Source organism: Pelovirga sp. (assembly GCF_059864205.1).
Genome location: NZ_JCBCBS010000177.1, coordinates 1 through 22,739, shown reverse-complemented (window position 1 = coordinate 22,739; position 22,739 = coordinate 1). Strand labels below are relative to the sequence as shown.

At 53.1% G+C, this 22,739-nt stretch carries 17 protein-coding genes; 10 read left to right on the top strand and 7 right to left on the bottom strand.

Going from position 1 to position 22,739, the window contains the following annotated elements; all coding sequences use genetic code 11:
• Position 1: 1 nt before the first annotated feature.
• Positions 2 to 1,165: a cation diffusion facilitator family transporter gene (locus AC6F7T_RS11275; protein WP_500718908.1), complete on the top strand. Its 1,164-nt coding sequence runs from the start codon at positions 2 to 4 to the stop codon at positions 1,163 to 1,165.
• Positions 1,166 to 1,209: 44 nt separating this feature from the next.
• Here AC6F7T_RS11275 and AC6F7T_RS11270 read toward each other — a convergent pair whose 3' ends face one another.
• From AC6F7T_RS11270 to AC6F7T_RS11250, 5 genes are all read right to left on the bottom strand, one after another.
• Positions 1,210 to 2,415 carry an HD domain-containing phosphohydrolase gene (locus AC6F7T_RS11270; RefSeq protein ID WP_500718906.1) on the bottom strand — a complete coding sequence of 402 codons (1,206 nt, stop codon included), beginning with the start codon at positions 2,413 to 2,415 and terminating at the stop codon, positions 1,210 to 1,212.
• Positions 2,412 to 4,574: a HEAT repeat domain-containing protein gene (locus AC6F7T_RS11265; RefSeq protein WP_500718904.1), complete on the bottom strand. Its 2,163-nt coding sequence runs from the start codon at positions 4,572 to 4,574 to the stop codon at positions 2,412 to 2,414. Before AC6F7T_RS11265 ends, AC6F7T_RS11270 begins: the two co-directional genes overlap by 4 nt.
• A 333-nt stretch (positions 4,575 to 4,907) precedes the next feature.
• Positions 4,908 to 6,650, bottom strand: coding sequence for a DEAD/DEAH box helicase (locus tag AC6F7T_RS11260; protein ID WP_500718902.1), 1,743 nt, complete (start codon positions 6,648 to 6,650; stop codon positions 4,908 to 4,910).
• A gap of 80 nt (positions 6,651 to 6,730) precedes the next feature.
• Complete coding sequence (locus AC6F7T_RS11255) at positions 6,731 to 9,238, bottom strand: MMPL family transporter (RefSeq protein ID WP_500718900.1); 2,508 nt, start codon at positions 9,236 to 9,238, stop codon at positions 6,731 to 6,733.
• A gap of 147 nt (positions 9,239 to 9,385) precedes the next feature.
• A complete protein-coding gene (locus AC6F7T_RS11250; protein ID WP_500718898.1) occupies positions 9,386 to 11,005 on the bottom strand; it encodes a FumA C-terminus/TtdB family hydratase beta subunit in 1,620 nt (539 codons plus the stop codon).
• 297 nt (positions 11,006 to 11,302) lie between these two features.
• On the opposite strand from AC6F7T_RS11250, the gene cysE reads away from it, so the two are divergent.
• From cysE to mtaB, 6 genes are read left to right on the top strand one after another with little or no spacing between them, the layout of a single operon-like run.
• Positions 11,303 to 12,001 (top strand): serine O-acetyltransferase, encoded by a 699-nt coding sequence (gene cysE / locus AC6F7T_RS11245; RefSeq protein WP_500718896.1) that lies wholly within the window; start codon positions 11,303 to 11,305, stop codon positions 11,999 to 12,001.
• Positions 11,998 to 12,444, top strand: coding sequence for an Rrf2 family transcriptional regulator (locus AC6F7T_RS11240; protein WP_500718894.1), 447 nt, complete (start codon positions 11,998 to 12,000; stop codon positions 12,442 to 12,444). The genes cysE and AC6F7T_RS11240 overlap by 4 nt, the downstream gene beginning before the upstream one ends.
• 31 nt (positions 12,445 to 12,475) lie before the next feature.
• The gene (gene nifS, locus AC6F7T_RS11235) at positions 12,476 to 13,696 is read left to right on the top strand and encodes a cysteine desulfurase NifS (RefSeq protein ID WP_500718892.1); all 1,221 of its coding nucleotides are present in this window, start codon (positions 12,476 to 12,478) and stop codon (positions 13,694 to 13,696) included.
• Positions 13,697 to 13,747: 51 nt separating this feature from the next.
• Complete coding sequence (gene nifU, locus AC6F7T_RS11230) at positions 13,748 to 14,116, top strand: Fe-S cluster assembly scaffold protein NifU (RefSeq protein ID WP_500718890.1); 369 nt, start codon at positions 13,748 to 13,750, stop codon at positions 14,114 to 14,116.
• A gap of 57 nt (positions 14,117 to 14,173) precedes the next feature.
• Positions 14,174 to 15,265: a tRNA 2-thiouridine(34) synthase MnmA gene (gene mnmA, locus AC6F7T_RS11225; RefSeq protein WP_500718888.1), complete on the top strand. Its 1,092-nt coding sequence runs from the start codon at positions 14,174 to 14,176 to the stop codon at positions 15,263 to 15,265.
• Positions 15,253 to 16,572 carry a tRNA (N(6)-L-threonylcarbamoyladenosine(37)-C(2))-methylthiotransferase MtaB gene (gene mtaB, locus AC6F7T_RS11220; RefSeq protein ID WP_500718887.1) on the top strand — a complete coding sequence of 440 codons (1,320 nt, stop codon included), beginning with the start codon at positions 15,253 to 15,255 and terminating at the stop codon, positions 16,570 to 16,572. The genes mnmA and mtaB overlap by 13 nt, the downstream gene beginning before the upstream one ends.
• Here mtaB and AC6F7T_RS11215 read toward each other — a convergent pair whose 3' ends face one another.
• Complete coding sequence (locus AC6F7T_RS11215) at positions 16,573 to 16,839, bottom strand: CxxCxxCC domain-containing protein (RefSeq protein WP_500718885.1); 267 nt, start codon at positions 16,837 to 16,839, stop codon at positions 16,573 to 16,575.
• The gene (locus AC6F7T_RS11210; RefSeq protein ID WP_500718883.1) at positions 16,826 to 19,045 is read right to left on the bottom strand and encodes a vitamin B12-dependent ribonucleotide reductase; all 2,220 of its coding nucleotides are present in this window, start codon (positions 19,043 to 19,045) and stop codon (positions 16,826 to 16,828) included. The genes AC6F7T_RS11215 and AC6F7T_RS11210 overlap by 14 nt, the downstream gene beginning before the upstream one ends.
• 318 nt (positions 19,046 to 19,363) lie before the next feature.
• Here AC6F7T_RS11210 and AC6F7T_RS11205 point away from each other — a divergent pair, with 318 nt between their 5' ends.
• The 3 genes from AC6F7T_RS11205 to tsaD form a co-directional block, all read left to right on the top strand.
• Complete coding sequence (locus tag AC6F7T_RS11205) at positions 19,364 to 20,512, top strand: aminotransferase class V-fold PLP-dependent enzyme (protein ID WP_500718881.1); 1,149 nt, start codon at positions 19,364 to 19,366, stop codon at positions 20,510 to 20,512.
• 40 nt (positions 20,513 to 20,552) lie between these two features.
• A complete protein-coding gene (locus AC6F7T_RS11200; protein ID WP_500718880.1) occupies positions 20,553 to 21,869 on the top strand; it encodes a PhoH family protein in 1,317 nt (438 codons plus the stop codon).
• A 16-nt stretch (positions 21,870 to 21,885) separates the two neighbouring features.
• A partial coding sequence (tsaD, locus tag AC6F7T_RS11195; RefSeq protein ID WP_500718878.1) for a tRNA (adenosine(37)-N6)-threonylcarbamoyltransferase complex transferase subunit TsaD occupies positions 21,886 to 22,739 on the top strand: 854 nt, incomplete at its 3' end.

Genomic DNA, 22,739 nt, shown 5'->3' with positions numbered 1-22,739 from the left:
GATGGCTATGGAGACCGAATTACATAATCAGCAGACACGTGCGGCGCGTAAAGTTACACTGATCGGCCTGGTGGTCAACGTCATCAATGCGGGTGTCAAGATGTTCGTCGGTTTTTGGGCCAATTCCTACGCCCTGATTGCCGACGGTATCCATTCCGCGTCCGATATGCTCAGCGATGTTCTGGTGCTGGTTGCCAATCACTACGGGCGGCGGCAGCCGGACAAAGACCATCCTTACGGTCATGATCGTTACGAAACCCTGGCGACATTGATTCTGGGTGCCTTGTTGATTGCCGTTGCCGGTGCCCTGGTGTGGGACAGTCTGATGCGTCTGTTAACCCCGCGTGAACTGGTAACACCCGGTGCTATTGCTCTGGTCGTTGCTCTGGCATCGATTGTCAGCAAGGAGTGGATTTATCACTACACCATGCGGATTGCCCGGCAGATAAACTCGCGTTTGCTCGAAGGCAACGCCTGGCATCATCGTACCGATTCCCTTTCCTCCATTGTCGTTTTTGTCGCTATCGGCGGGGCCCTACTCGGTATTTCCTGGCTGGATCAACTGGCGGCAGTGTTTGTTGCCCTGATGGTGGCGCGCATCGGCTTTACGCTGATTTGGGAAAGTCTCAAGGAGTTGGTTGATACCGCGCTACCCCAGGACGAGGTGAACGCGATCCGCGCAGCGGTTCTCACCATCCCTGGTGTCAGGGATGTGCATGACCTGCGCAGTCGGCGCATGGCGAACCGTACACTGCTCGATATCCACCTGCAGGTTGATCCGCATATCAGTGTGTCAGAGGGGCATGAAGTTGGGGCCTGGGTCGCGCGTTTGTTACGAAATCAATATGATCATATCTCTGATGTCACTTTTCATATCGATCCCGAATGTGATGAGCATGTCGATGTCACCGAAGATAACCGCCGACTGCCGTTGCGCCCGGATGCGGTTGCGCAGTTGGATCAGCGCTGGCAGGGGGAGCCGTTGTTTGAGCAGCCCCATCATACCGTGTTGCACTATCTCGATCAGACCATTGATGTAGACCTGTTCTATGCGGCAACAGATGTTTCTAGCGAAAACCTTGCGCAGCTGCAGGCCATTTTGACTGCACGTGCCGGTGATCTGCCGTGGTTGCGCCAGGTAAAGGTCTGGGTGGGGCAGCCATAGTACCCTGAAATCCGGACCCGGTCGCAAAAGTTTCTGCTACGTCTCTACTCACAGACGCAACGTTTATTGAGTTCTTCTTCGCTCAAGTGAGGGGCTTCTGCCGATAATTCCAGGCCATCAGTCATGATTTTGTCTCCACAGCCTTTAAGTAACTTAAGAAAGTTCATTGTCAGGCAGGGGTTGAGCTGACTCCCTGCTACTTCCAGCATACGGCCACTGATTCTTGGTAAATCCCAGGGTTCATTGTAGGCACGCCGCGTTCTTAACGCATCAAAGGTATCTGAAATCATTGTCATCTGAGAGCAGAGATTGAGCTGCCAGGTCGATGGTGGTGTCGGGTAGCCTGTCATGTCGTAGCGCATGTGGTGTTCGAAAGCGGTTAAAATCGCGATTTGCGGAACCCCGTCCTGCCCCATCAGATACTGCGCCCCGCGGGTGGGGTGTTTCTTGATCTCCTGCCACTCAGCGTCAGATAATTGATGAGTTCCCCTGATAATTTCCTTGTCGACAAAAATTTTTCCGGCATCGTGCAGCATTCCGGCCAGTCCCACATCATGGAGCAGGTCTGTGCCGAAGCCCAGGGATGTTGCCTGGGCAATATTGAGAATGGCGACATTGATGGAGTGGGCAAAGCTATATTCGTCTTCAATCTTCAATGGAACCAGGGCCAGCAGCGGGTTGCATTCCTGTTGAAAGGCGGTGACGAAACCGGAGATGATTGAGGAAATCCGGTGAAGGTCAAAGTTTTCCTTGTCGGCGATTTTATCATAGAGGGTTTTGATGCTTGCCAGTTCTTCACGGCTCAAATCCTCAAAGCGGGCAATAGCGAGGATTGCATCCGGATCATCCTTGACGTCAATTTCACCATAGTCAATATGTGGGGCTCTTGTCTCGAGCTGGTCGGCCGACTGATTACCACAAGCAACATCGATGAACAGCTCAATTTCACTGTTGTCGACCCCTTTGGTTATACTGAAATAACCGATATTGCGGTGGTGAAGAGAGCGGGCAATGCGTTCGCAGTGGAGGGTTTGTTCCAGAGGGGTGCCCTCAAACAGGAGTTCCTTTTTGACGATCATAAAGGTTAACTCCCCTTGCTGTTTGAACAGGGTGTTAAGGCATTGTTGAATGCGATAAATCTGTTTTTGTACCTGCTCATGTTCGAGGGAGTAAAGTTTGGTCGTGGCTATGGCGGTTGAAAAAAGGCGTAATAGCTCATCGATTTTACTTCGATCAATGCCTGATTTCATTGGGTTTTCTCCCGGCTGTTACGCTGAAGAATCTGTCTGGCCAGGTTAACGGTTTCAACGTTTCCTCTGTTAAGCTGGTGTTTGAGTAGCGGGTTGGCTTGATCCGGGGGGTACTTGGCAAGGGCTCTGATAATTTCGACTTTAAGTTGCTCAAATCTCTGGCGATGGAGCAGATTACGACGGTTTAAGATTTTTGTGAAAACGCTCAGAGCCTGAGGATGTGCTTTTTCAGCCAGGGATTGAACCAGGGTTTTTTTCAGCTCCAGATCAAAACTAAACAGCGATTTTTCGCCGAGCATCAGCAACAGCTGATTATTTACTTCTGCATGGTTTATCCGTTTTGTATGAAGAATGGTGTTTAAGACTTCCTGACGGTTTTTTGAATGAAGGCTGTTAATAATCTGCTTGATGGCGAGGGTGTCGCCCAGCAACAGGCAGGTTTTTAACGCTTCCTGGCGCACCTTGATGTGGTTGTGGTTGAGCAGGGGGCGGATCTTGGGCAGTTGTTCTTTGGCCTCCAGTTCTCCCAGCAATAGCAGCATGTTGCGGACAATGTACCATTGATCTTCTTTAAGGTATGCAGTCGCAGTGGTGATGACCTGTTGCCCGAGCTTTTTTAAGCAGCTTAAATAAAAAAAGCGGTTAGATCGACTGGTTTCGCTAATCGTCAATTCGATCAGGGGGGCAATAAAAGGTGAGCCGATCAGATCAATGATCTCACCTACCATAATTTTATGATCACCGCCCTGATAGCAGGCTTCAACCACCGCCTGTTTCAGCAAGGAAGGGGAAATCAATTTGATCAGAGAATGGCTGCTCTCTGGATTGGGCTGAGCAAAACTTGATTGACAGAGGTCCAGCAGGCTGGTGAAGTCGCCGGCATCAATATAGAATTGCATCGATTTGATAATTTGCCGATGCAACGCCGGCAGCTGCGCTGTGTCGGGTCCAAGCTTTAACAGGTAGACGGTTAACTGAGCGATTTGAACTTCGACCTGAAAATCTTCCAGACTGGTTTTGAGTTGCTTCAGTCTGCTTTTTAGTGCTGCCGGCGGTGACTGGTTGACGAGCATATCCAGTAGGGTTTCCTGGTATTCCGGGGGGACAAACTGGACGACATTTTCATTGCTCAACAGCTCACGGCTTTTCTTGGAAAAACCCTTTTCCGCACCTTTCAACCGGTTAAGTTCCTGTTTGGAAACAACCTCTCGTGAATCTGCCAATTTTTTAATCAACGCCATCATCATCGGTGATGTGTAATGCTGTCCTGAGCAGCTTTGATACAGTGCATTGAGGACAACCTTGTTGGACAGATTATTGAAGAGCTCTTCCGCAAAGGTCGCGGGGATAGGCAGTTTGAAAATTTCCTGGAGAATTTCTTGCCGCGGCATATCCTCCAGGTGGTTGATAAGTTGCGCCAGTTTACTGAGAATTTCCAGTCGTTCAGATTTAGGATGATGGGTCTGGGTGGTGGTAATACAGCGGATCAGGGTTTTGCAGAACTGAGACTGATCATCCTCCGCCGTGCCCGTTAATAACAGGCTGACCTGGCGCGCCAATGTTGCGGGATCAAATCCCTCTTGCTTCAGCTTGTCGAGGTCAGCGTCCGGCAGGGAAGACATCAGGGCACGGGCATAGCGTTCCCAGAACCGGTCGGCCATGCTCACCATGTGCGCCCTGTTGTCGTGATCTGTGCCATCGACCAGCAGAAAGTCGCTGCGTGACATCTGAGTGACAATAATTCCGCGAATCTGCTTATGCTCAAGCAAGTTGATGATACCACCGGCATCCCAGGTGTCATCGGGGTTGCTCATGATGCTGCGGAGAAATTTGTAGAGGGACGTGACTGTCAGTTCTGAGGTAATGGTGAAAGAGGTGACGCCGTGCTGAAACATGCGGTAGGCATATGTGCTAAATAACGGATTTTTGGGGTTTAGCAGCACTCCCAAAACCATAAAATTATTTTTGGCAACGGTGATTTGAACTGGCCGGTTGGCGGCATGGGCACTTTGCAGGGCGCTCATCAGTTTAGCGGTCGCCGTCTGGACGACAGAGTTTTCCTCATCGTACAAACTCAAATGCTTGCTGAGTAACAGCATGTCTTTGAGAATATCTTCGCTGTGACTGATGAAGACGTCAATGTCCAGCTGTTGAGTCATCGTGAAAAGCTGTCCGCTCTGCTAAGGTCAAAAAAAGCAAAAGCACCCGCGCTGCTTTCGACGATAGCGCAGAAATATCTCCTTCACAAGCAGGAATGCAACATAAGGTGGTGTGCGCCCCTCAACTGCTATTAAAAAAATGTAACTGTTCAACACCGGCTCGGGGATCCTATGTCAAGAGACGCGATTGTTTCCCGTTGGGTCATCCATGACCGCTTGTTGTCGCCATCCATGGCGACAAATATCCTTGCCACAGGAACCCCGACCCTGCGCAAGGACAGCAGTGAATAGTTACAAAAAAATAACAGCAACCGGTTCAGCTCTGTGTAGTGATCAGCTGCGTTTCGGATTTCTGCTGCGAGGTGCCTTTGTCGGGGCCGGGCTGCGCCCCTTGCCGGCAATGCGTTTGCCCCGGTTCGTGCTTTTGTGCCCATCCGGCTGATTTTGCCCCCTGTTGTCGAGGCTGATTTGCAAAGGGCGCTGGTTGATACTGATATCTTTGATGCGTTTAAGCTGTGCTGGATCAAGGGGAATAAGCAGATCCACCAGGCTGAAATGCTCAAAAATATTGATTCGACCAATCGCGCGGCTGTCGACGCGGCCTTCGTTACTCAAGGCGCCAACAATATTCCCCGGCTCAACGCCATGGCTGCGACCAACCTCGAGCCGGTAACAGGTTGTCTGTTCGCTGGTACTGCGTTCGGTTCTCCTGCCGGCGGGACGTTGTTCGCTGAGATCCTCTTGCACAAAGGTGTCTTCCTCCATTTGCAGGGGGCGTTCTTTCTGCAGGAGGAACGCCATGGCCGCTGCGATGCGACGATGACCGATATCGTAATCAGATTGAATATCATCAATCAAGGACTCAAAGAACTCCAGGTCCTGGGATTCCAGGGTGGCATTGACCTGCTCTTTAAATAAACCAACGCGGCGATTGGTAATGTCCTTGCGGCTCGGCAAAGCCATTGCTTTGATCGGTTGCCGGGTGGCACGTTCAATTGAAGCCAGCATCCTCTTTTCCCGGGGTGCCACAAACAGGATGGCTTTTCCTTCCCGCCCGGCACGTCCGGTACGACCAATGCGGTGTACGTAGGCCTCGGTGTCGTGGGGGATGTCGTAATTGACGACGTGGCTGATGCGCTTGACATCCAGACCGCGGGCCGCAACATCGGTGGCAACAACAATGTCGAGACTTCCCTCCTTGAGCCGTTCCACGGTTTTCTCGCGCATCACCTGGGTCATGTCGCCATTTAAGGGGGCACTGGAAAATCCACGCGCTTCAAGCTTTTCTGCCAGCTCTACCGTGGAAATTTTAGTGCGCACAAAGATGATCATGCCGTCAATTTCTTCCGCCTCAAGAATGCGGGTGAGGGCATCAAGCTTATGCAGACCCTTGACCTGCCAGTAGCGCTGGCTGACCAGCTCAACCGTCGAGGTTTTTGATTTGATGCGAATTTCAACCGGGTCATTGAGATGACGGCGGGCAATCTTGAGTACTTCCTGTGGCATGGTGGCGGAAAAAAGGGCGGTCTGGCGCTCGGGTGGGGCGTGGGAGAGGATCTCTTCAACCTCTTCGATAAACCCCATTTTGAGCATTTCGTCCGCTTCGTCGATAACAACAGCGCTCAGTTTGTCGAGTTTGAGGGTCCCCCGGTTCAGGTGATCCTTGATCCGTCCCGGGGTGCCAACGACGACCTGTACACCGCGCTGCAACTGGCGTAACTGCTGGACCATGTTTTGCCCACCATAAACGGGAAGAACCTGAAACCCCGGCAGATAGCGGGCGTAGGTTTGTACGGCTTCGGCTACCTGCAGCGCCAGTTCGCGAGTCGGGGTCAATACCAGCAGTTGCGGATATTTAAGTTCCGGTTTCAGCCGTGATAAAAGGGGCAATGAAAAAGCTGCCGTCTTGCCGGTACCGGTCTGTGCCTGGCCGAGGAGATCTCGTCCTGCGAGCAGGAGTGGGATGCTTTGTGCCTGGATGGGCGTTGGCGATTCGTAACCGACTTCGTCGATGACTTTAAGGAGGGCCGGTGCCAGGCCCAGTTCGCTGAATGAAAGTGGTTCGTTACTACTCATGTTATTCCTGTCCTGAAAAAATGTATTTTTGACGGCAAAGCTTTTTATTATAACCTGTCTGTTGGCCCAATGCCAGTTTTTTAAATGGATTGCTGGCGTGGTTGCCACATAAGTAGCAGCAGTGCCAGCAGGGTCAAATTGGCAAACATGGCGACCAGCATGGCCAGGCCGGTGAACAATCCAAAGTAGATGGTTGGATTGAAGTTAGACAAAGCCAGAATGGAAAAACCGGTAATAATGGTGATCGACGTGTAATACATGGCGCGGCCGACACTGTCGTGGGTGCGTCGGACCGCCCCTCGAGGATTGCCATCGACACGTAATTCGTCGTTGAAACGATGAACATAGTGGATGGTATCATCCACGGCAATGCCAATAGTGATGGCGGCAATGGTGATGGTCATGATATCCAGGGGTATTTTCATCAATCCCATCAAGCCCAGTACGGCAGCTGCTGAGATCAGGTTGGGAACGATGGCGATGAGGGCCAGCCGCAGTGAGCGGAACTGGACCAGGAACATACCGACAATCACCAGAAATACCACGCCGATGGTCATGATCTGGGATGCGAACAGGCTCTGCAGCACATTATTGTAGAGCACAAACATACCGGTCAACTTGACCTGTTCCGGCTTGAGATCGAACAACTCAACCAGATCCCGTTCAATCTTGCCGAGCAGTTCATTGCGCCGCAGGTTCGGATCGGAGTCGATAATGCGCAGATTGAAACGGATCTGGTTGCCGTCCGTAGCCATGTAGGGGCGAAACAGGCTGTTGTCAATCACTTCCGGCAGCTTGCGATGGATCACCGACAGGGCCATGTTGTCCAGCGGTTGCCCCTCATTGACATGCTGCATCAGGGTAAAGGTGGTCGACATGGACAGCACCTTGCCCGATTCCGGCAGTTGATCGAGATAGTCATGAATCGCGTGAATGTTATTGACCTGGTAGCTATTAAACCAGTAACTGCTGCCGGAAATTCCGGCTTCGACCGTATCAGCGGCGAAAAAATCGTCGCCAAAGGGGTCATCGTCGGCAAATGCCGCTTCCTGCTCACGGGCAGTAAAAAACTCAGGATCAGCATCAACCACAACATCGAGGGGGGTGGTGCCACCCAGTTGCCGGTCGATCAGAGCCATCCCCTGATAGATTTCCGTTGTTGGTTTGAAGTAGTCGATGAAGCGGTTTTCTACGGTTAATTGGGCGATGCCGTAGATGCTGACCAAGGTGATGAGGGCAAAGGCAAACAGTGTTGAACGGCCGTGATATTCGACCAGGTGAGCGCAACCACGAGTCATATATCTGGTGACGTCGAAGCGCGGGACGAAGGGCTGTGGCTTTTTCAGCAGAACCAGTCCGGCCGGGAAGAGAATCAGGCTGATAATCAGGGCAAAGCCGATGCCGATGGCCATCATCCAGCCAAAATCAATAATCGGGCGGATATCACTGGTCAACAGGGAAGCAAAAGCGGCGATGGTTGTGAGGGCGGTAAAAATACTCGGCAGAGCCTTGGTGCGAATGGTTTCGCGGATCAATTCAGCGTGGTTGGTATCGGGTTGTTCGGCCAGCAGTTCGTTATAGCGGACCATCAGGTGGACGCAAAGGGAAAGGGTGATAATCAGTAGCAGTGAGGTAAAGTTGGAAGAAACCACCGTGACTTTCCAGCCAATCAACCCCAAAAATCCAAACATGAATAATACGGTACAGAAGCAGCAGGCCATGGGCAGTAACACCCACTGGGTGCGGCGGAAAATCAGCATCAGCATGGAGACCAGAAACACCAGGACACCAACGCCAAACTTGACCAGGTCGTTGCGGATGAAGTCGATCATATCGACAACAATCATCGGGATGCCACCTAGAAACAGTTCGGCAGCGTCGCGATGCTCAGCCATGATGGCGCGAATGATGGCGATGTCGCGTGCTTCCTGGTCGTTATGGGCACGACTGACCCGGTCGTAGGCAGCAGAAACTTCATCCAGTTGTTGTTCTTCTGCCGCCGAGATAACCCCATCATCACGCTTTTCCCGCAGTTCGGTGCGTTGGCGATGCAGTGACTGCAGCTCTTCGTTGGTTGCCAGCATCACCTGCAGGGCGGTGGTACGCCCGTCGGCGCTGACCAGCAGATCTTTATAGATCGACCCGGTGGTAAATTCGATCAGGGCCGACTCCATATCCATGCCCGGTGTTTCGACGGTGCGGATCTCGCGGCTGAGTTCCGCCAGGGTGACCCGCGGGCTGTCGATCAGCGGCGCATCGAGGATGCTCAATACCTGCGTTACCCGCTCAACCTCCAACAGGCGCTCGCGCAGCTTGCGGATGTCCGCGATGGTTTCGGGTGCCAGCAGCTCCCTTTTGGGAGTATAGCTGATGATCAGAAAGTCACTGGTGCCGTAAAGAGCGTTAATCTGGCGGAAATAGCGTAGATCCTTATCATGCTCAAGCATCAAAGAGTCAGCTGAAGCATCAAGATGGAAATCCTTGGCAAAAAAACCGACGGAAGCAATCAGTACCAACAGCAAGCTCAGGGTGGTCAGGGGATGTTTCAGGACCAGGCGCTCATATACAGAAATAACTGTTTGTTTCATCAATCGTCCAGTGGTGAAAGTGTAGCCTGTGCGTGTCGAATATCTGTCGCATGTGAGAGGGATGTGCAACTATAGCGCTACAGCGCTGAAAACACAAAAGCCTCGAAACGATGTCGAGGCCTTTGTGATGCATTGATTTAGCGCCGGCTACAGGCCAAGCTTTTTAAAAAAGTCGTTACCCTTGTCATCAACCAGAATGAAAGCCGGGAAATCAACAACCTCAATCTTCCACACTGCTTCCATGCCCAGTTCGGGAAAATCGATGCACTCCACCTGCTTGATGTTTTCTTCCGCTAATACGGCAGCCGGGCCACCAATAGAACCAAGGTAGAAGCCGCCATGTTTGGCACAGGCATCAGTAACTTGCTGGCTACGGTTACCCTTGGCAATCATCACCATCGAGCCGCCATTGCTCTGGAGCAGATCAACATAGCTGTCCATGCGTCCGGCTGTGGTTGGGCCGAAAGAACCGGAGGCTTTGCCGGCAGGGGTTTTAGCCGGGCCGGCATAGTAGATCGGATGCTGCTTCAGGTAGTCAGGCAGGGGCTTGCCACTGTCTAGAATTTCCTTGAACTTTGCATGGGCAATATCCCGACCGACAACGATTGTCCCATCGAGAAGAAGCGGGGCTCCGACCTCAAGTTTGGAAAGATCAGCGAGAATGTCTTTCATCGGTCGATTGAGGTTGATACGGGTCCCATGGCTTTGTTTGTTGCGATATTTCTCAGGAATCAGGCGACCGGGATTGCGATCCATTTCCTCGACAAAGAGCCCATCGCGGGTAATCTTGGCTTTGATGTTACGATCCGCCGAACAGGACACTGCCATGCCGACCGGGCAGGATGCGCCATGGCGGGGCAGACGGATAACACGTACATCGTGGGCGAAATACTTGCCGCCGAACTGGGCGCCAATCCCAAGCTCCTGGGCCGCCTTGAGAAGTTTTTCTTCCAACTCGATATCACGGAACGCCTGACCGTGATCATTACCGCTGGTCGGCAGGCCATCAAGGTAGCGAGCGGTTGCCAGCTTGACGGTTTTCATACAGGCATCAGCAGAGGTGCCGCCGATAACAAAGGCCAGATGGTAGGGCGGGCAGGCTGCAGTGCCGATGGTCTTCATCTTCTGCACGAGGAAGTTGTGGAGCGCGTCAGGGTTAAGCAGTGCCTTGGTTTCCTGGTAGAGCATGGTTTTGTTGGCCGAGCCGCCGCCCTTAGCAATAAAGAGAAACTTGTAGGCATCACCATCGGTTGCGTAGATGTCGATCTGGGCCGGCAGGTTGGTGCCGGTATTTTTTTCATTGTACATGTCGAGCGCTACGGTTTGGCTATAGCGCAGATTTTCTTCCGTATAGGTCTTGAAAACCCCTTCGGAGATTAATTCTGCATCGTTGCAGCCGGTCCAGACCTGTTGCCCTTTTTTGGCAACAACTGTTGCGGTTCCGGTATCCTGACAGGTTGGCAGTTCAAACATGGCGGAAATTTCAGCGTTGCGCAAAAAGGCCATGGCGACACCGCGATCGTTGTCGCTGGCTTCCGGGTCGCTGAGAATTTTTGCGACCTGCTCATTGTGTTCGGGGCGCAACAGGAAGGAAACATCGCGCATGGCCACATGGGACAATACCTTCAGCGCTTCGGGATCGACCTTGATGACTTCCTTGCCTTCGAAAGTGGTGACACTGACATACTTTTCAGATCCTTCAATCTTGTAGTACCTGGTGGTGTCTGCTCCCATCGGCATGGGATCCTGGTAGGTGAATTCCGGCATCGCTCTCTCCTTGGTCAATGTGAATTGGATTTTAGGGCCAAGACAGCCCACAAATTTAACGGAAACAACTATAGGTGAATTTTATCCCAGTGTCGACCGCTAAGTACAGTGTCCAGGTGTAAAACGAAAGAGCAATTTAATTGAAAATTTACCGGGCGCGAATACCTGACTGTTTCTCTTGGAAAGAAATTGACAGAAACACTCAGGTATGATAGTCGTTCGGAACAGATTGGGGTGCCGATACGGGTTGTTATGTCATTGCTGTGGCTGGTGGATATGTTTTTTGGGAGGTAGCTTATGTTCGCTTTTTTCAAGGATGATATCAAGGCCGTTTTTGATCGTGATCCGGCCGTGCGCAGCGTATTTGAGGTAATTTTCTGTTATCCCGGGTTCCATGCCATGTTGTTTTATCGCCTTTCACACTGGTTATGGAATAAAAACCGGACATTTATGGGGCGCTTTGTCTCGCATCTCGGGCGTTTTTTCACCGGCATTGAAATCCACCCCGGAGCAAAAATCGGCCGCGGTTTTTTTATTGATCACGGCATGGGTGTGGTGATTGGCGAAACGGCCGAAATCGGTGAAAATTGTACCCTCTACCATGGCGTTACCTTGGGAGGGACTTCCTGGGCCAAAGAAAAGCGTCATCCGACCCTGGGTAATAATGTGGTGGTCGGCTCCGGTGCCAAGATTCTTGGTCCCTTCAAGGTCGGTGATGATAGCAAAATCGGCTCGAACTCTGTTGTTGTCAAAGAGGTCCCAGCAACGGCGACAGTCGTTGGTATTCCCGGGCGCGTGGTGCTGTCTGGTGAAAAACGGGTCGGTGTTGATCTCCAGCACGGTGAATTGCCTGATCCCGTTGCCAAGGCGGTGAGCTGTGTGTTTGACCAGATTCAGCGCCTGGAAGAACAGGTCGTCAGTTTGCGTCAGGAACAGGGTCGTCTCCGGGCTGAATTGACACAATATCGGGCTGATGAGGAGGATAGGGTTTCATGAGATTGTCAACCAAAGCCCAGTATGCAGTACGTGCTCTGGTCAGTCTGAATCTGGTCAGTGACGGTAGCCCGATGACGATCAAGGATATATCTGAACGTGAAAATATTTCACTGAATTATCTTGAACAGCTTTTTGTCAAACTCAGACGCGGCGGCATTGTCAGAAGTATCCGCGGTCCCGGCGGTGGTTACCTGCTGGCGCGCGCGGCGAATCAGATCAGTGTGGATCAGATCGTGGATACGGTAGAGGAGATTCTCGTACCGGTCTCCTGCATGAACGATGATGGCAGTTGTGGTTGTGACCTGGAGTGTGCGACTCAGTCAGTCTGGCAGGGGCTCGGCAATCAGATTCGTAATTTCCTCGCCTCCATGACCCTGGAAGATCTGACCAAAGATGCGCGGCGCCGTCTCGATCAGCGGATCAGGCATCAGGTGCCCCTCTAATTCTATGTTCTCGTAAACCCGGAGGATTTTTGTGAAGCAGATTTATCTCGATAATAACGCAACAACAGCAGTCAAGCCGGAAGTTCTGGATGCCATGCTTCCCTATTTTCGTGAACAGTTCGGCAACCCGTCGAGTGTTCACTGGGCCGGGCGCATGGTCAGTGGCGCGATCGAAAAAGCCCGTGAACAGGTGGCGGAATTATTGAACTGTTCACCGGCAGAAATCATCTTTGTCTCCTGTGGCAGCGAAGGGGACAACTTCGCCATTAAAGGGACTGCTGAAGCGTTGCGTCACAAAGGAAACCATATTATCACCACGACGGTGGAACATCCCGCCGTATTGGAGACCTGTGAATATCTGGAAAAAAACGGCTTTGAGGTGACCTATCTGCCGGTCGACAAAGACGGCATGCTCGATCTGACGCAACTTGAGGCTGCCATTACCGACAAGACAATTCTGATTTCGGTTATGTGGGCCAACAACGAAACCGGCAATCTGTTCCCCATTGACGCTATTGGTGAGATTGCCGGACGTCACAAGGTGCGTTTTCATACCGATGCGGTTCAGGCCGTCGGCAAGGTGCCGGTCGACGTGCAAGCGGCGAAGGTGGATATGCTGGTCCTGTCAGGGCACAAGATTGGCGCACCCAAAGGCGTCGGCGCCCTTTACCTGCGACGTGGTACGCGCATGATCCGTTTTATGCATGGTGGTCATCAGGAACGCAATCGCCGCGCTGGAACCCACAATGTTGCCGGCATCATTGGCCTCGGAGTAGCCTGCGAACTGGCCCGTCTCAATCAGGAAAAAGACTATGCCTACGTGCGCCGTCTGCGTGACAAGCTTGAGCAGGGAATTCTCAGCACGGTGCCGGATGTCAAGCTCAATGGCCATCCGAACCCGGATCTGCGACTGCCTAATACCCTCAACGTCAGTTTCAACTTTATCGAAGGGGAGTCGTTACTGTTGTTTTTCGATATGAAGGGGATTGCAGCTTCCTCCGGCTCAGCCTGCACCTCCGGTTCGCTGGAACCCTCCCACGTGATGCGGGCGATGGGGGTGGATATTGTCCTGGCCCATTCCAGTGTGCGTTTCAGCTTCAGTGCTGACAACACCGAGGAGGAAGTTGACTATATTCTGGCCGAACTTCCCCCCATTGTTCAGCGCCTGCGTGACATGAGCCCCCTATATCATCGTCAAGAACCGACACCACTGCACTGTGATGAGTGCCGGATGGTGCATAAGGCCAGCTAAATAGAAAATATGAGCCTTCACTGTAAATACTAAAAAACAGGAGACAGAAGGATGTACACAGAAAAGGTCATGGATCATTTCACCAACCCGCGTAACGTTGGTGAAATTGAAAATCCCAATGGTGTCGGTGAAGTCGGCAATGCTTCCTGCGGTGATATCATGAAGATCTTCCTTAAGGTCGAAGACAACATCATCAAGGATGTTAAATTCAAGACATTCGGTTGTGGAGCGGCGATTGCCACCTCTTCCATGGTGACGGAGCTCGCCATCGGCAAGACCATTGACGAGGCGCTGGTATTGACCAATCAAGCGGTTGCTGAGGCTCTCGACGGCTTGCCGCCGGCCAAGATGCACTGTTCCAATCTGGCCGCCGATGCCCTGCATGAAGCGATCAAGGATTACAAAGCCAAAAATTCCTGATTTGTCCGTGTTTCTGCAAACAATTTTCTTAAAGGGCTCCGCTTATGTCGGGGCCTTTTGTCCGAGGTAGCTGTGAAAAAACGGGTTGTAGTTGCCATGAGTGGCGGAGTTGATTCCTCGGTAACCGCCGCACTGTTGCAAGAGCAGGGATATGAGGTTGTCGGCATGACCATGCAGATCTGGGATTATTCCAGCTACACCGATCAGCATGGTGAAACCTTCGGTAGCTGCTGTTCTCTTGATGATGTCTATGATGCCCGGCGGGTTGCCGAACAACTGGGTATACCCTTTTATGTCATCAATTTTGAAAGACAGTTCCAGCAGCAGGTGATTGATCGTTTTTGTGATGACTACCTTGCCGGTCTGACGCCTAATCCTTGCGTGCTGTGCAATCAGGTGCTCAAATTTGAGTTGCTGATGCGCAAGGCGCGCGAACTCGAAGCGGATTTTCTGGCGACCGGCCATTACGCCCAGATTATTGCCGATGTCGATGGTGGCTACGCACTGCATAAGGGGATCGACAGGGATAAGGATCAGAGTTACTTCCTCTTCACCCTGACTGCAGAGCAGATGGCACAGGTGCGCTTCCCCCTGGGTGGCATGACCAAGGAGGAAGTGAGGGCGCATGCGGCTCGTTTTAATCTGCGTGTAGCCGAAAAGGCCGAGAGTCAGGATATCTGTTTTGTTCCCGATGGCGACTATGTGCGTTTTTTGGAAGAAGAACGCCAACTCGACGATTGCGCCGGGCCGATTGTGCATGTGACCGGGCAGGTGCTCGGACAGCATCAGGGCTACTATCGCTATACCGTCGGACAGCGTAAAGGGTTAGGCATCGGCTGGCGCGAGCCGCTCTACGTTATCCGTATCGATGCCGCTGAGAAGCGGGTGATCGTCGGTGAAAAACAGCACCTGCTGTGTGCTCAGATGATTGTTGGTAACTGTGTCTGGAGCATGACGCCACCGCAACAACCTTTCGCCAGCGCCTGTCGTATCCGTTACCGCCAGCAGGAACAACCGGTGCAGGTTGTGCCTCTGGCTGATCAGCGCGTTAAAGTGATTTTTTCGACCCCCCAGGCGGGGGTGACGCCGGGACAGGCTGCCGTGTTCTATCAGGGAGATCGGGTGTTGGGGGGGGGATGGATTCAGTAACCAGATCGGTGGCGATTGTCACCCTCGGCTGCAAGACCAACCAGTTTGAATCAGCGGCCATGCTCGAACAATTGACCGGCAACGGTTACTCTCAGGTGAAATTTGATGCTGGAGCTGATCTGGTTATCGTCAATACCTGCACGGTGACGGCGGCTACCGATTCCCAGTCACGCAATCTGATCCGCCGCGCGCAGCGCTTAAACCCGACAGCGCGGATTGTCGTCACCGGCTGTTATGCCCAGATTAATCCTGACGAGCTGCAAAAACTCCCCGGCGTGAGTTTGATCATCGGCAATGAAGAGAAAAAGGAATTATTGCGTCTGCTGACGCAAACACAACAGAACGACTGCAGCGAAAGCACTACCCTGGTGACCGATATCCGCGCCGCCCAACACTGTACCCCCCTTGATCTACACACCTTTGCCCAGCGTAGCCGCGCCTTTGTCCAGATCCAGAACGGTTGTGATGCTTTTTGTTCCTACTGCATCATTCCCTATGCCCGTGGCGCCAGTCGCTCGGTACCGATTGATCAGGTTGTTGCCCAGGTCGAGGGCCTGGGGGCAAGCGGCTATCGGGAGATTGTTCTGACCGGTATTCATATCGGTGGTTACGGTCAGGATCTGGGCAAAGGTATCAGTCTGTTAACCTTGTTGCAGGCGATAGAAAGCTGCGGGTTTGCCGGCCGTGTGCGCCTGGGGTCGATTGAGCCGACGGAGCTGCCCCTTCAACTGCGCGATTATCTGGCCCAGGCTTCATGGCTCTGTCCTCATTTGCATATCCCCCTGCAGGCCGGTGATGACGTTATTCTACGCCGCATGAATCGTCACTACGATACAGCATTTTTTGCTGATCTGCTCGCTGATCTGCAGCAGCGCAATGCGGCGATGGCGATCGGACTTGATGTGATCTGCGGTTTTCCCGGTGAAACGGAAGAATACTTTTCCCGCACTGTTGAGCTTTTACAGCGCTTGCCTTTCAGTCATCTCCATGTTTTCCCTTTCAGTCGCAGACCCGGCACCCCGGCGGCGACTATGCCCGATCAGGTAGCGCCGGCGCTCATTAAAGAACGTGCCGCCAGGTTACGGGCATTGGGCGATGAAAAATTGCAGCAGTTCAGCCGCCGTTTTGTCGGCGCCCCATTGTGGATGCTGGTCGAGAGGGGGGTCAGCAACGGTCAACGTAAAGGGATATCGGAGAATTATCTGAACTTGTTGATCGATCAAGACCAGGCACAAGCGGGGGAGCTGTGCCTGGTGCGGGTTACTGATCTGGTGGCTGGCGGACTGCGGGTGGAGCGTGTGAACTGATCAGCTCTCTGAGCGGTAAGCACAGGTTGCCGGCAGCCAGTGAAGGCTGTCGATATTCTCCGGCGTCAGTTGCACGCAGTCGTCTTCCAGTTCCTGGCGTTGAGCATAAACGCGGCAGGTGCGTTCATGGATGTCGAGAAAGCGGCAGGGTACCGGTGTGGTGTGGACACAGCCATAGCGATCGATGATTTTCTCGAAACAACATTCGCCACAGCGCCGACACCGGCTTTCCCAATCCTGCCATTCTCTTGGATCAGGCACACTCACTGTAGCCGCAGGCGTGGCAGACGCAGCAGCCCCCCTCATGTTCCACCGGGCCGCCGCAATCGGGGCAGGCGCCGCCATTGTTGCTGAACGCCGCGACAGTTTCTTCCGTGTCCGCCATATGCAGTTGAATCGCCTTGGCAACAGCGTCGGCACAGGAGGTGATACGATTATTACCGAAACCGCTGGGTTTATGACAGGTGATGCCGATCAGTTGTTTAACGCTCTGGCGCGCCTGCACGCCAGAGCGCCAGGCCAGGGAGACCAGACGACCGATAGCCTCACACTGTGAGGCCGCACAGCCACCGGCCTTGCCCATGGTGGTGAAGAGTTCAAACAGCCCTTTTTCATCCTGATTGATGGTGATGTACAAAGGGCCGCAACCGGTTTCCATCTGGTAAGTAGCACCGCTGAGAGCACGTGGTCGTTCACGTTTGCGCAAACCTTTGCGGGCTTCCATCGGGACACCTTCTTCCGCTTTGGCTTCCGCTTTACCGGCTACCGACAGGACTTGCATCGAACGTGAGCCATCACGATAGATGGTCACCCCTTTGCATCCCTGTTGATAAGCGAGACGGTAGACGGTAGAAACATCTTCACGGCTGGCGCTGTGACAGAAATTCACGGTTTTGGATACGGCGTTGTCGGTATATTTCTGGAACGCCGCCTGCATCATCACGTGATCGGCCGGGGTAATGTCGTGGGCGGTGACAAAGATTTTGCGGATATCGTCAGGGATCGCTTTGATATCCTGTACCGAACCTTTTTCGGCGATTTCCTGCATCAACTCTTCCGAGTAAAAGCCGCGCTCGCGAGCAATACGGGCAAACACCGGGTGGACTTCGATCAGCTTGTTGTTGTCCATCACCTGACGCACATAGGAGACAGCGAACAGAGGCTCAACCCCGCTGGAACAGTTGGCGATAATCGAAATGGTACCGGTCGGAGCAATGGTGGTGCAGGTGGCATTGCGCATGGCGCGCCCTTCGGGATGGTCAAAAACGCTCCCCGGGAAGTTGGGGAAGGAGCCGCGCTCGGCCGCTAATTGTGCAGACTGTTGGTGAGCGGTGTCATTGATGAAGCGCATCACCTTTTCAGCCAGCGCAATCGCTTCGGAACTGTTGTAGGGGATCTTGAGCAGAATCAGTAAATCAGCCCAGCCCATGACACCGAGGCCGATCTTGCGGTTGGCGCGGGTCATCTGATCGATTTCCGCCAGCGGGTAGGAGTTGGCTTCAATGACGTTGTCGAGAAAGCGGGTTGCCAGTTCCACGGTTTTCTTCAGTTTCTCCCAATCAATCTGCTCGTTGCTGATCATCCGCGCCAGATTGATCGAGCCCAGATTGCATGACTCGTAGGGGAGCAGGGGCTGCTCACCGCAGGGATTGGTGCTTTCGATTTCTCCCACCAGCGGGGTGGGGTTGTCACGGTTCAGACGATCGAGAAAAACGATACCGGGTTCGCCATTGTTCCAGGCCATGTCAACGATCTGATTAAAGACCTTGGTGGCATTCAGCAGTTTGACCTGCTCGCCGGTACGTGGGTTAATGATGGGGTAATCGTCACCCGCTTCCACCGCCTCCATAAAGGCTTCGGTCACGCCGACGGAGATATTGAAATTGGTCAGTACCGTTGGATCGCGCTTGGCCATGATAAAGTCCATGATGTCGGGATGGTCGACGCGCAGGATGGCCATGTTGGCACCGCGACGGGTGCCCCCTTGTTTGATGGTTTCCGTTGCTGCATCGAACACCCGCATGAAGGAGATAGGGCCTGAGGAAACGCCGCTGGTTGACTGAACCTCGTCATTGGCCGGGCGGATGCGGGTAAAGGAGAAACCGGTGCCGCCGCCACTTTTATGGATCAGGGCGGTGTGCTTGATGGCATCGAAGATGCTCTCCATCGAATCTCCGATGGGCAGGACAAAACAGGCTGACAGCTGCCCCAGGGGGCGGCCGGCGTTCATCAGGGTTGGCGAATTGGGGAGAAAATCGAGCTGCGACATCATCTCATAGCAGGCAGCTTCAAACTCTTCGCGGCGGGTGGGGTCGGTTTCAACCCCGGCGATGGTGCGTGCGACGCGACGAAATAATTCTTCGGTATTTTCCAGGGGCTTGCCGCTGGCGTCGCGAATGAAATAACGTTTGCGCAGAACAGTGAGGGCGTTAATGGACAGGTTGAGCGTGTTTTCAGGTTGGTTGTCAGTCATTTTCTGGTCCTTCATCGTTCGGTGAGGAAATGGCGCGTTCATGTTCTGGCTACTATATGTATGAAGGTTGAAACTTTAGCCGACTAGATGTTGTGGTTTCAACCCTTTTTTTATTTATTTCTTATAACCCGCGAGCCGCTCCCGGCTAAGCACCGGTCCGGTTCTCCTGGAGGCAAGGATCAGCTATAGTGGCAGATATGTTTGACCCATGGCTGGGCCGGCGCGAGATTGTCTTGTCGCCACCCCAAATTTTAAGTATTGTCCGAATTTTGATAACAACTTACCTAAATTTTTGCCATTACAGGATCAACAGTGGCCATGAATTCATTTTATCTCGATAACGCTGCTACCAGTCACCCCAAGCCGGAAGCCGTATATCGGGCGGTTGATGCGGCACTGCGGAGCGGCGGGAGTGCCGGGCGCGGCAGTCATCAACAGGGGATCGTCGCTGATCGTGAGGTGTTTGCCACGCGGGAGCTCCTGGCGCAGCTGTTTGGGGTGTCCTCCTCAGAACGCTTTGTTTTCACCGCCAATGCGACTCAGGCGCTGAATCTGGCACTCTTTGGCCTCCTGAATGGCGGTGATCGGGTGGTCACCACCAGTATGGAACATAATGCGGTCACCCGGCCCTTGCGTGCACTGCAGGATCGGGGTGTTGAGATTGTCAAGGTGGCAGCCAATCCACACACCGGGGTAGTAGCGACGGCGGATATTCAGGCCGCCTGTCTGGCAACGCCCACCCGCCTGCTGGTGATCAATCATGCGTCCAATGTGTTTGGTTCATTGCAACCGCTGGATGATTTGGGCTCCTGGTGCCGTCAGCAGGGGATTGTCCTGCTGGTTGACGGCTCCCAGACCGCCGGACTGCTACCGATCAACCTTAATGAGTTAGCGATTGACCTGTTTGCCGCTCCCGGCCATAAAGGGTTACTGGGACCGCAAGGAACAGGTTTTTTGTATGTGCATGAGGGGATTGAATTGCGGCCGCTGATTTACGGTGGCACCGGCGCTAATTCCCACTCGGCCCAACAGCCGGAAATGCTTCCCGAGCGTTTTGAAAGCGGCACCTTCAATATTCCCGGCCTGGCTGGTCTGGGCGCCGCACTGCGCTTCTTGCTGGAAACTGGAGTTGCGCAGATTCATGCCCGTGAGATCCAACTGGTGCAGCTACTGATTAACGGTCTGGCGCAGATTCATCAGGTTCAGCTTTATGGTCCTCCCGCCGACCAGCCCCGTGGTTCCGCCGTATCCTTCACCATCAAAGGCATGGATACGGCCACTGCGGGCTATCTTCTCGATCAACGTGGCATTGCGGTGCGTACCGGATTGCATTGCTCTCCGGACAGCCATCGCAGTTGCGGGACTTTCCCCGCTGGAACCATTCGTGTCAGCCCCGGATTTTTTACCACTGCAGCGCAGATCAACTATTTTCTTGAGCAGGTTGACAGCTTAAAGACGGCTTTTTGACCTGGATTGATGAGGTCCTGACCTCAGGGAGAGATATGTGATGAAACATTATATTCTGGATACCAATGTTGTTCTGCATGATCCCCAGGCCATTTTTAAATTTGATGACAATATTGTCATCCTTCCCTTGACGGTGATTGAGGAGATTGATCGATTTAAAAAGGATCAAAGCGAAACCGGCCGTAATGCGCGCCATATATCGCGGATGATCGATGGTTTTCGTTCCCAGGCCAAACTGGTAGAGGGCGTAACGCTGGAAAATGGCGGCATTCTCAAGGTCGCTGTCTATAGGCAGGAGTTTATGCAGAAGCTGCCACCGGAGCTGCGCATCGATCGGGGTGATAACCGTATTCTGGCAGTGGCAAACGACCTGATGAATTCCCTGCCTGATGGCACAGTAGTTCTTGTTACTAAGGACATTAATCTGCGCATCAAAGCTGACACCATGGGTATGCGGGCAGAAGATTTTCAGAATGACAAGGTACCGGTGGATGAATTATATACCGGTACGGTGGAGCAGCTTGTCAGCAAGGAACAGGTTGATCTGTTTTATGAGCAAGGTTCCATTAATGTTGATGCGGACTTTTATGCGAACCAGGGGGTGACTCTGGTGGATGAAACCAACTCGTCCCACACTGCTCTGGGTCGCTACGTTGCCGCTCAGCAGAAAGTTGTTGCCTTGATCAAGGTCCCCAAGAACGGGGTGTGGGGAATCCATCCGCGCAATCGCGAGCAGCAGTTTGCTTTTGATCTGCTGCTGAATGACGATGTTCAGCTGGTTTCTCTGGTCGGCAAGGCGGGGACTGGTAAAACCCTGCTGGCCATTGCTGCCGGGCTGCTCAAATCGGCCGACGAGGGAACCTATAATCGGCTGCTGATCTCGCGCCCGGTTTTCCCGATGGGACGTGATCTGGGGTTTTTGCCCGGTGATATTGAAGAAAAGCTGGCACCCTGGATGCAGCCGATTTTCGACAATGTTGAGCTGCTGCTGTCTTCCCACGATGAAGGGGGCAAGCGTAAACGTGGCTATCGGGAGCTGATCGATCTCGGTTTGATGGAAATCGAGCCCTTAACCTATATTCGGGGGCGTTCAATACCGAAACAATATCTGATTGTCGATGAGGCCCAGAATCTGACCCCCCATGAAATTAAAACGATTATCAGTCGCGCCGGCGAAGGGACAAAGGTTGTTCTAACCGGCGACCCCTATCAGATCGACAACCCGTACGTCGATTCAGCCAGTAATGGACTTTCTTTTTCGGTTGAACGGCTCAAAGGGCAGGAACTGGTCGGCCACGTTACCCTGACCAAGGGGGAACGTTCGGCGCTGGCTGAAGTGGCCGCCAATTTATTATGATTTATAAGGATCTATGATGTTGCTTCTGGCTTTGGAAAGTTCCTGCGATGAGACTGCCGCCGCTGTTGTCCGAGATGGCCGTGAGGTGTTGTCGAATATTATCTCGTCGCAGGTTGATCTCCATGCGACCTATGGTGGAGTCGTGCCGGAACTGGCATCGCGGCGCCATCTGGAGGTTATCAATCCGCTGGTAGAAGAAGCGTTGCAACGTGCTGGAGTGACTCCTGCCGAACTCGACGGGGTGGCGGTGACCAGTGGCCCCGGGTTGACCGGTGCCCTGCTGGTTGGCGTTTCTTTTGCCAAAGCCTTTGCCTACGCCCTTAACATCCCCTTTATCGGGGTTCATCATATCGAAGCCCATATCCAGGCGATCCGTCTTGAACAGGAGGTCGCTTTTCCGTTTCTCGGTGCAGCGGTTTCCGGTGGCCATACCCACCTGTATCGTGTTGATGGTATCGGTTCTTACCGTTTGCTCGGTCGCACCATTGATGATGCGGCCGGCGAAGCTTTTGACAAGGTAGCCAAAATGCTTGGGCTTGGTTACCCCGGTGGGCCGATTATCGATAAACTGGCTGCCAGGTACGCTGGTGGTGAGATTAAATTTCCACGGCCTTTGCTCAATCGCGACAACCATAACTTCAGTTTTTCCGGCTTGAAAACTGCGGTGCTCAATCACATTCAGGGTTTGCCCCAGCCTTTAGGTGAAGAACAGGTAGGACAGGTTGCCAGTGCCTTTCAGGAAGCAGTGGTCGATGTGCTCACGATCAAGGTGTTGCGCGCGGCGCAGCAGGAAGGGCTTGAACGGATTGTCGTTGCCGGTGGGGTTGCCTGCAATTTGGGTCTGCGGCAGCGTTTTGCTGATTTGACAGA

Coding starts and splice junctions, on each gene's coding strand:
- AC6F7T_RS11200 (WP_500718880.1), top strand. CDS start 20,553: ATGAAACATTATATTCTGGATACCAATGTTGTTCTGCATGATCCCCAG.
- nifU (WP_500718890.1), top strand. CDS start 13,748: ATGTACACAGAAAAGGTCATGGATCATTTCACCAACCCGCGTAACGTT.
- mtaB (WP_500718887.1), top strand. CDS start 15,253: ATGGATTCAGTAACCAGATCGGTGGCGATTGTCACCCTCGGCTGCAAG.
- AC6F7T_RS11260 (WP_500718902.1), bottom strand. CDS start 6,650: ATGAGTAGTAACGAACCACTTTCATTCAGCGAACTGGGCCTGGCACCG.
- AC6F7T_RS11270 (WP_500718906.1), bottom strand. CDS start 2,415: ATGAAATCAGGCATTGATCGAAGTAAAATCGATGAGCTATTACGCCTT.
- AC6F7T_RS11240 (WP_500718894.1), top strand. CDS start 11,998: ATGAGATTGTCAACCAAAGCCCAGTATGCAGTACGTGCTCTGGTCAGT.
- AC6F7T_RS11275 (WP_500718908.1), top strand. CDS start 2: ATGGCTATGGAGACCGAATTACATAATCAGCAGACACGTGCGGCGCGT.
- AC6F7T_RS11210 (WP_500718883.1), bottom strand. CDS start 19,045: ATGACTGACAACCAACCTGAAAACACGCTCAACCTGTCCATTAACGCC.
- AC6F7T_RS11265 (WP_500718904.1), bottom strand. CDS start 4,574: ATGACTCAACAGCTGGACATTGACGTCTTCATCAGTCACAGCGAAGAT.
- AC6F7T_RS11205 (WP_500718881.1), top strand. CDS start 19,364: ATGAATTCATTTTATCTCGATAACGCTGCTACCAGTCACCCCAAGCCG.
- AC6F7T_RS11255 (WP_500718900.1), bottom strand. CDS start 9,238: ATGAAACAAACAGTTATTTCTGTATATGAGCGCCTGGTCCTGAAACAT.
- AC6F7T_RS11250 (WP_500718898.1), bottom strand. CDS start 11,005: ATGCCGGAATTCACCTACCAGGATCCCATGCCGATGGGAGCAGACACC.
- cysE (WP_500718896.1), top strand. CDS start 11,303: ATGTTCGCTTTTTTCAAGGATGATATCAAGGCCGTTTTTGATCGTGAT.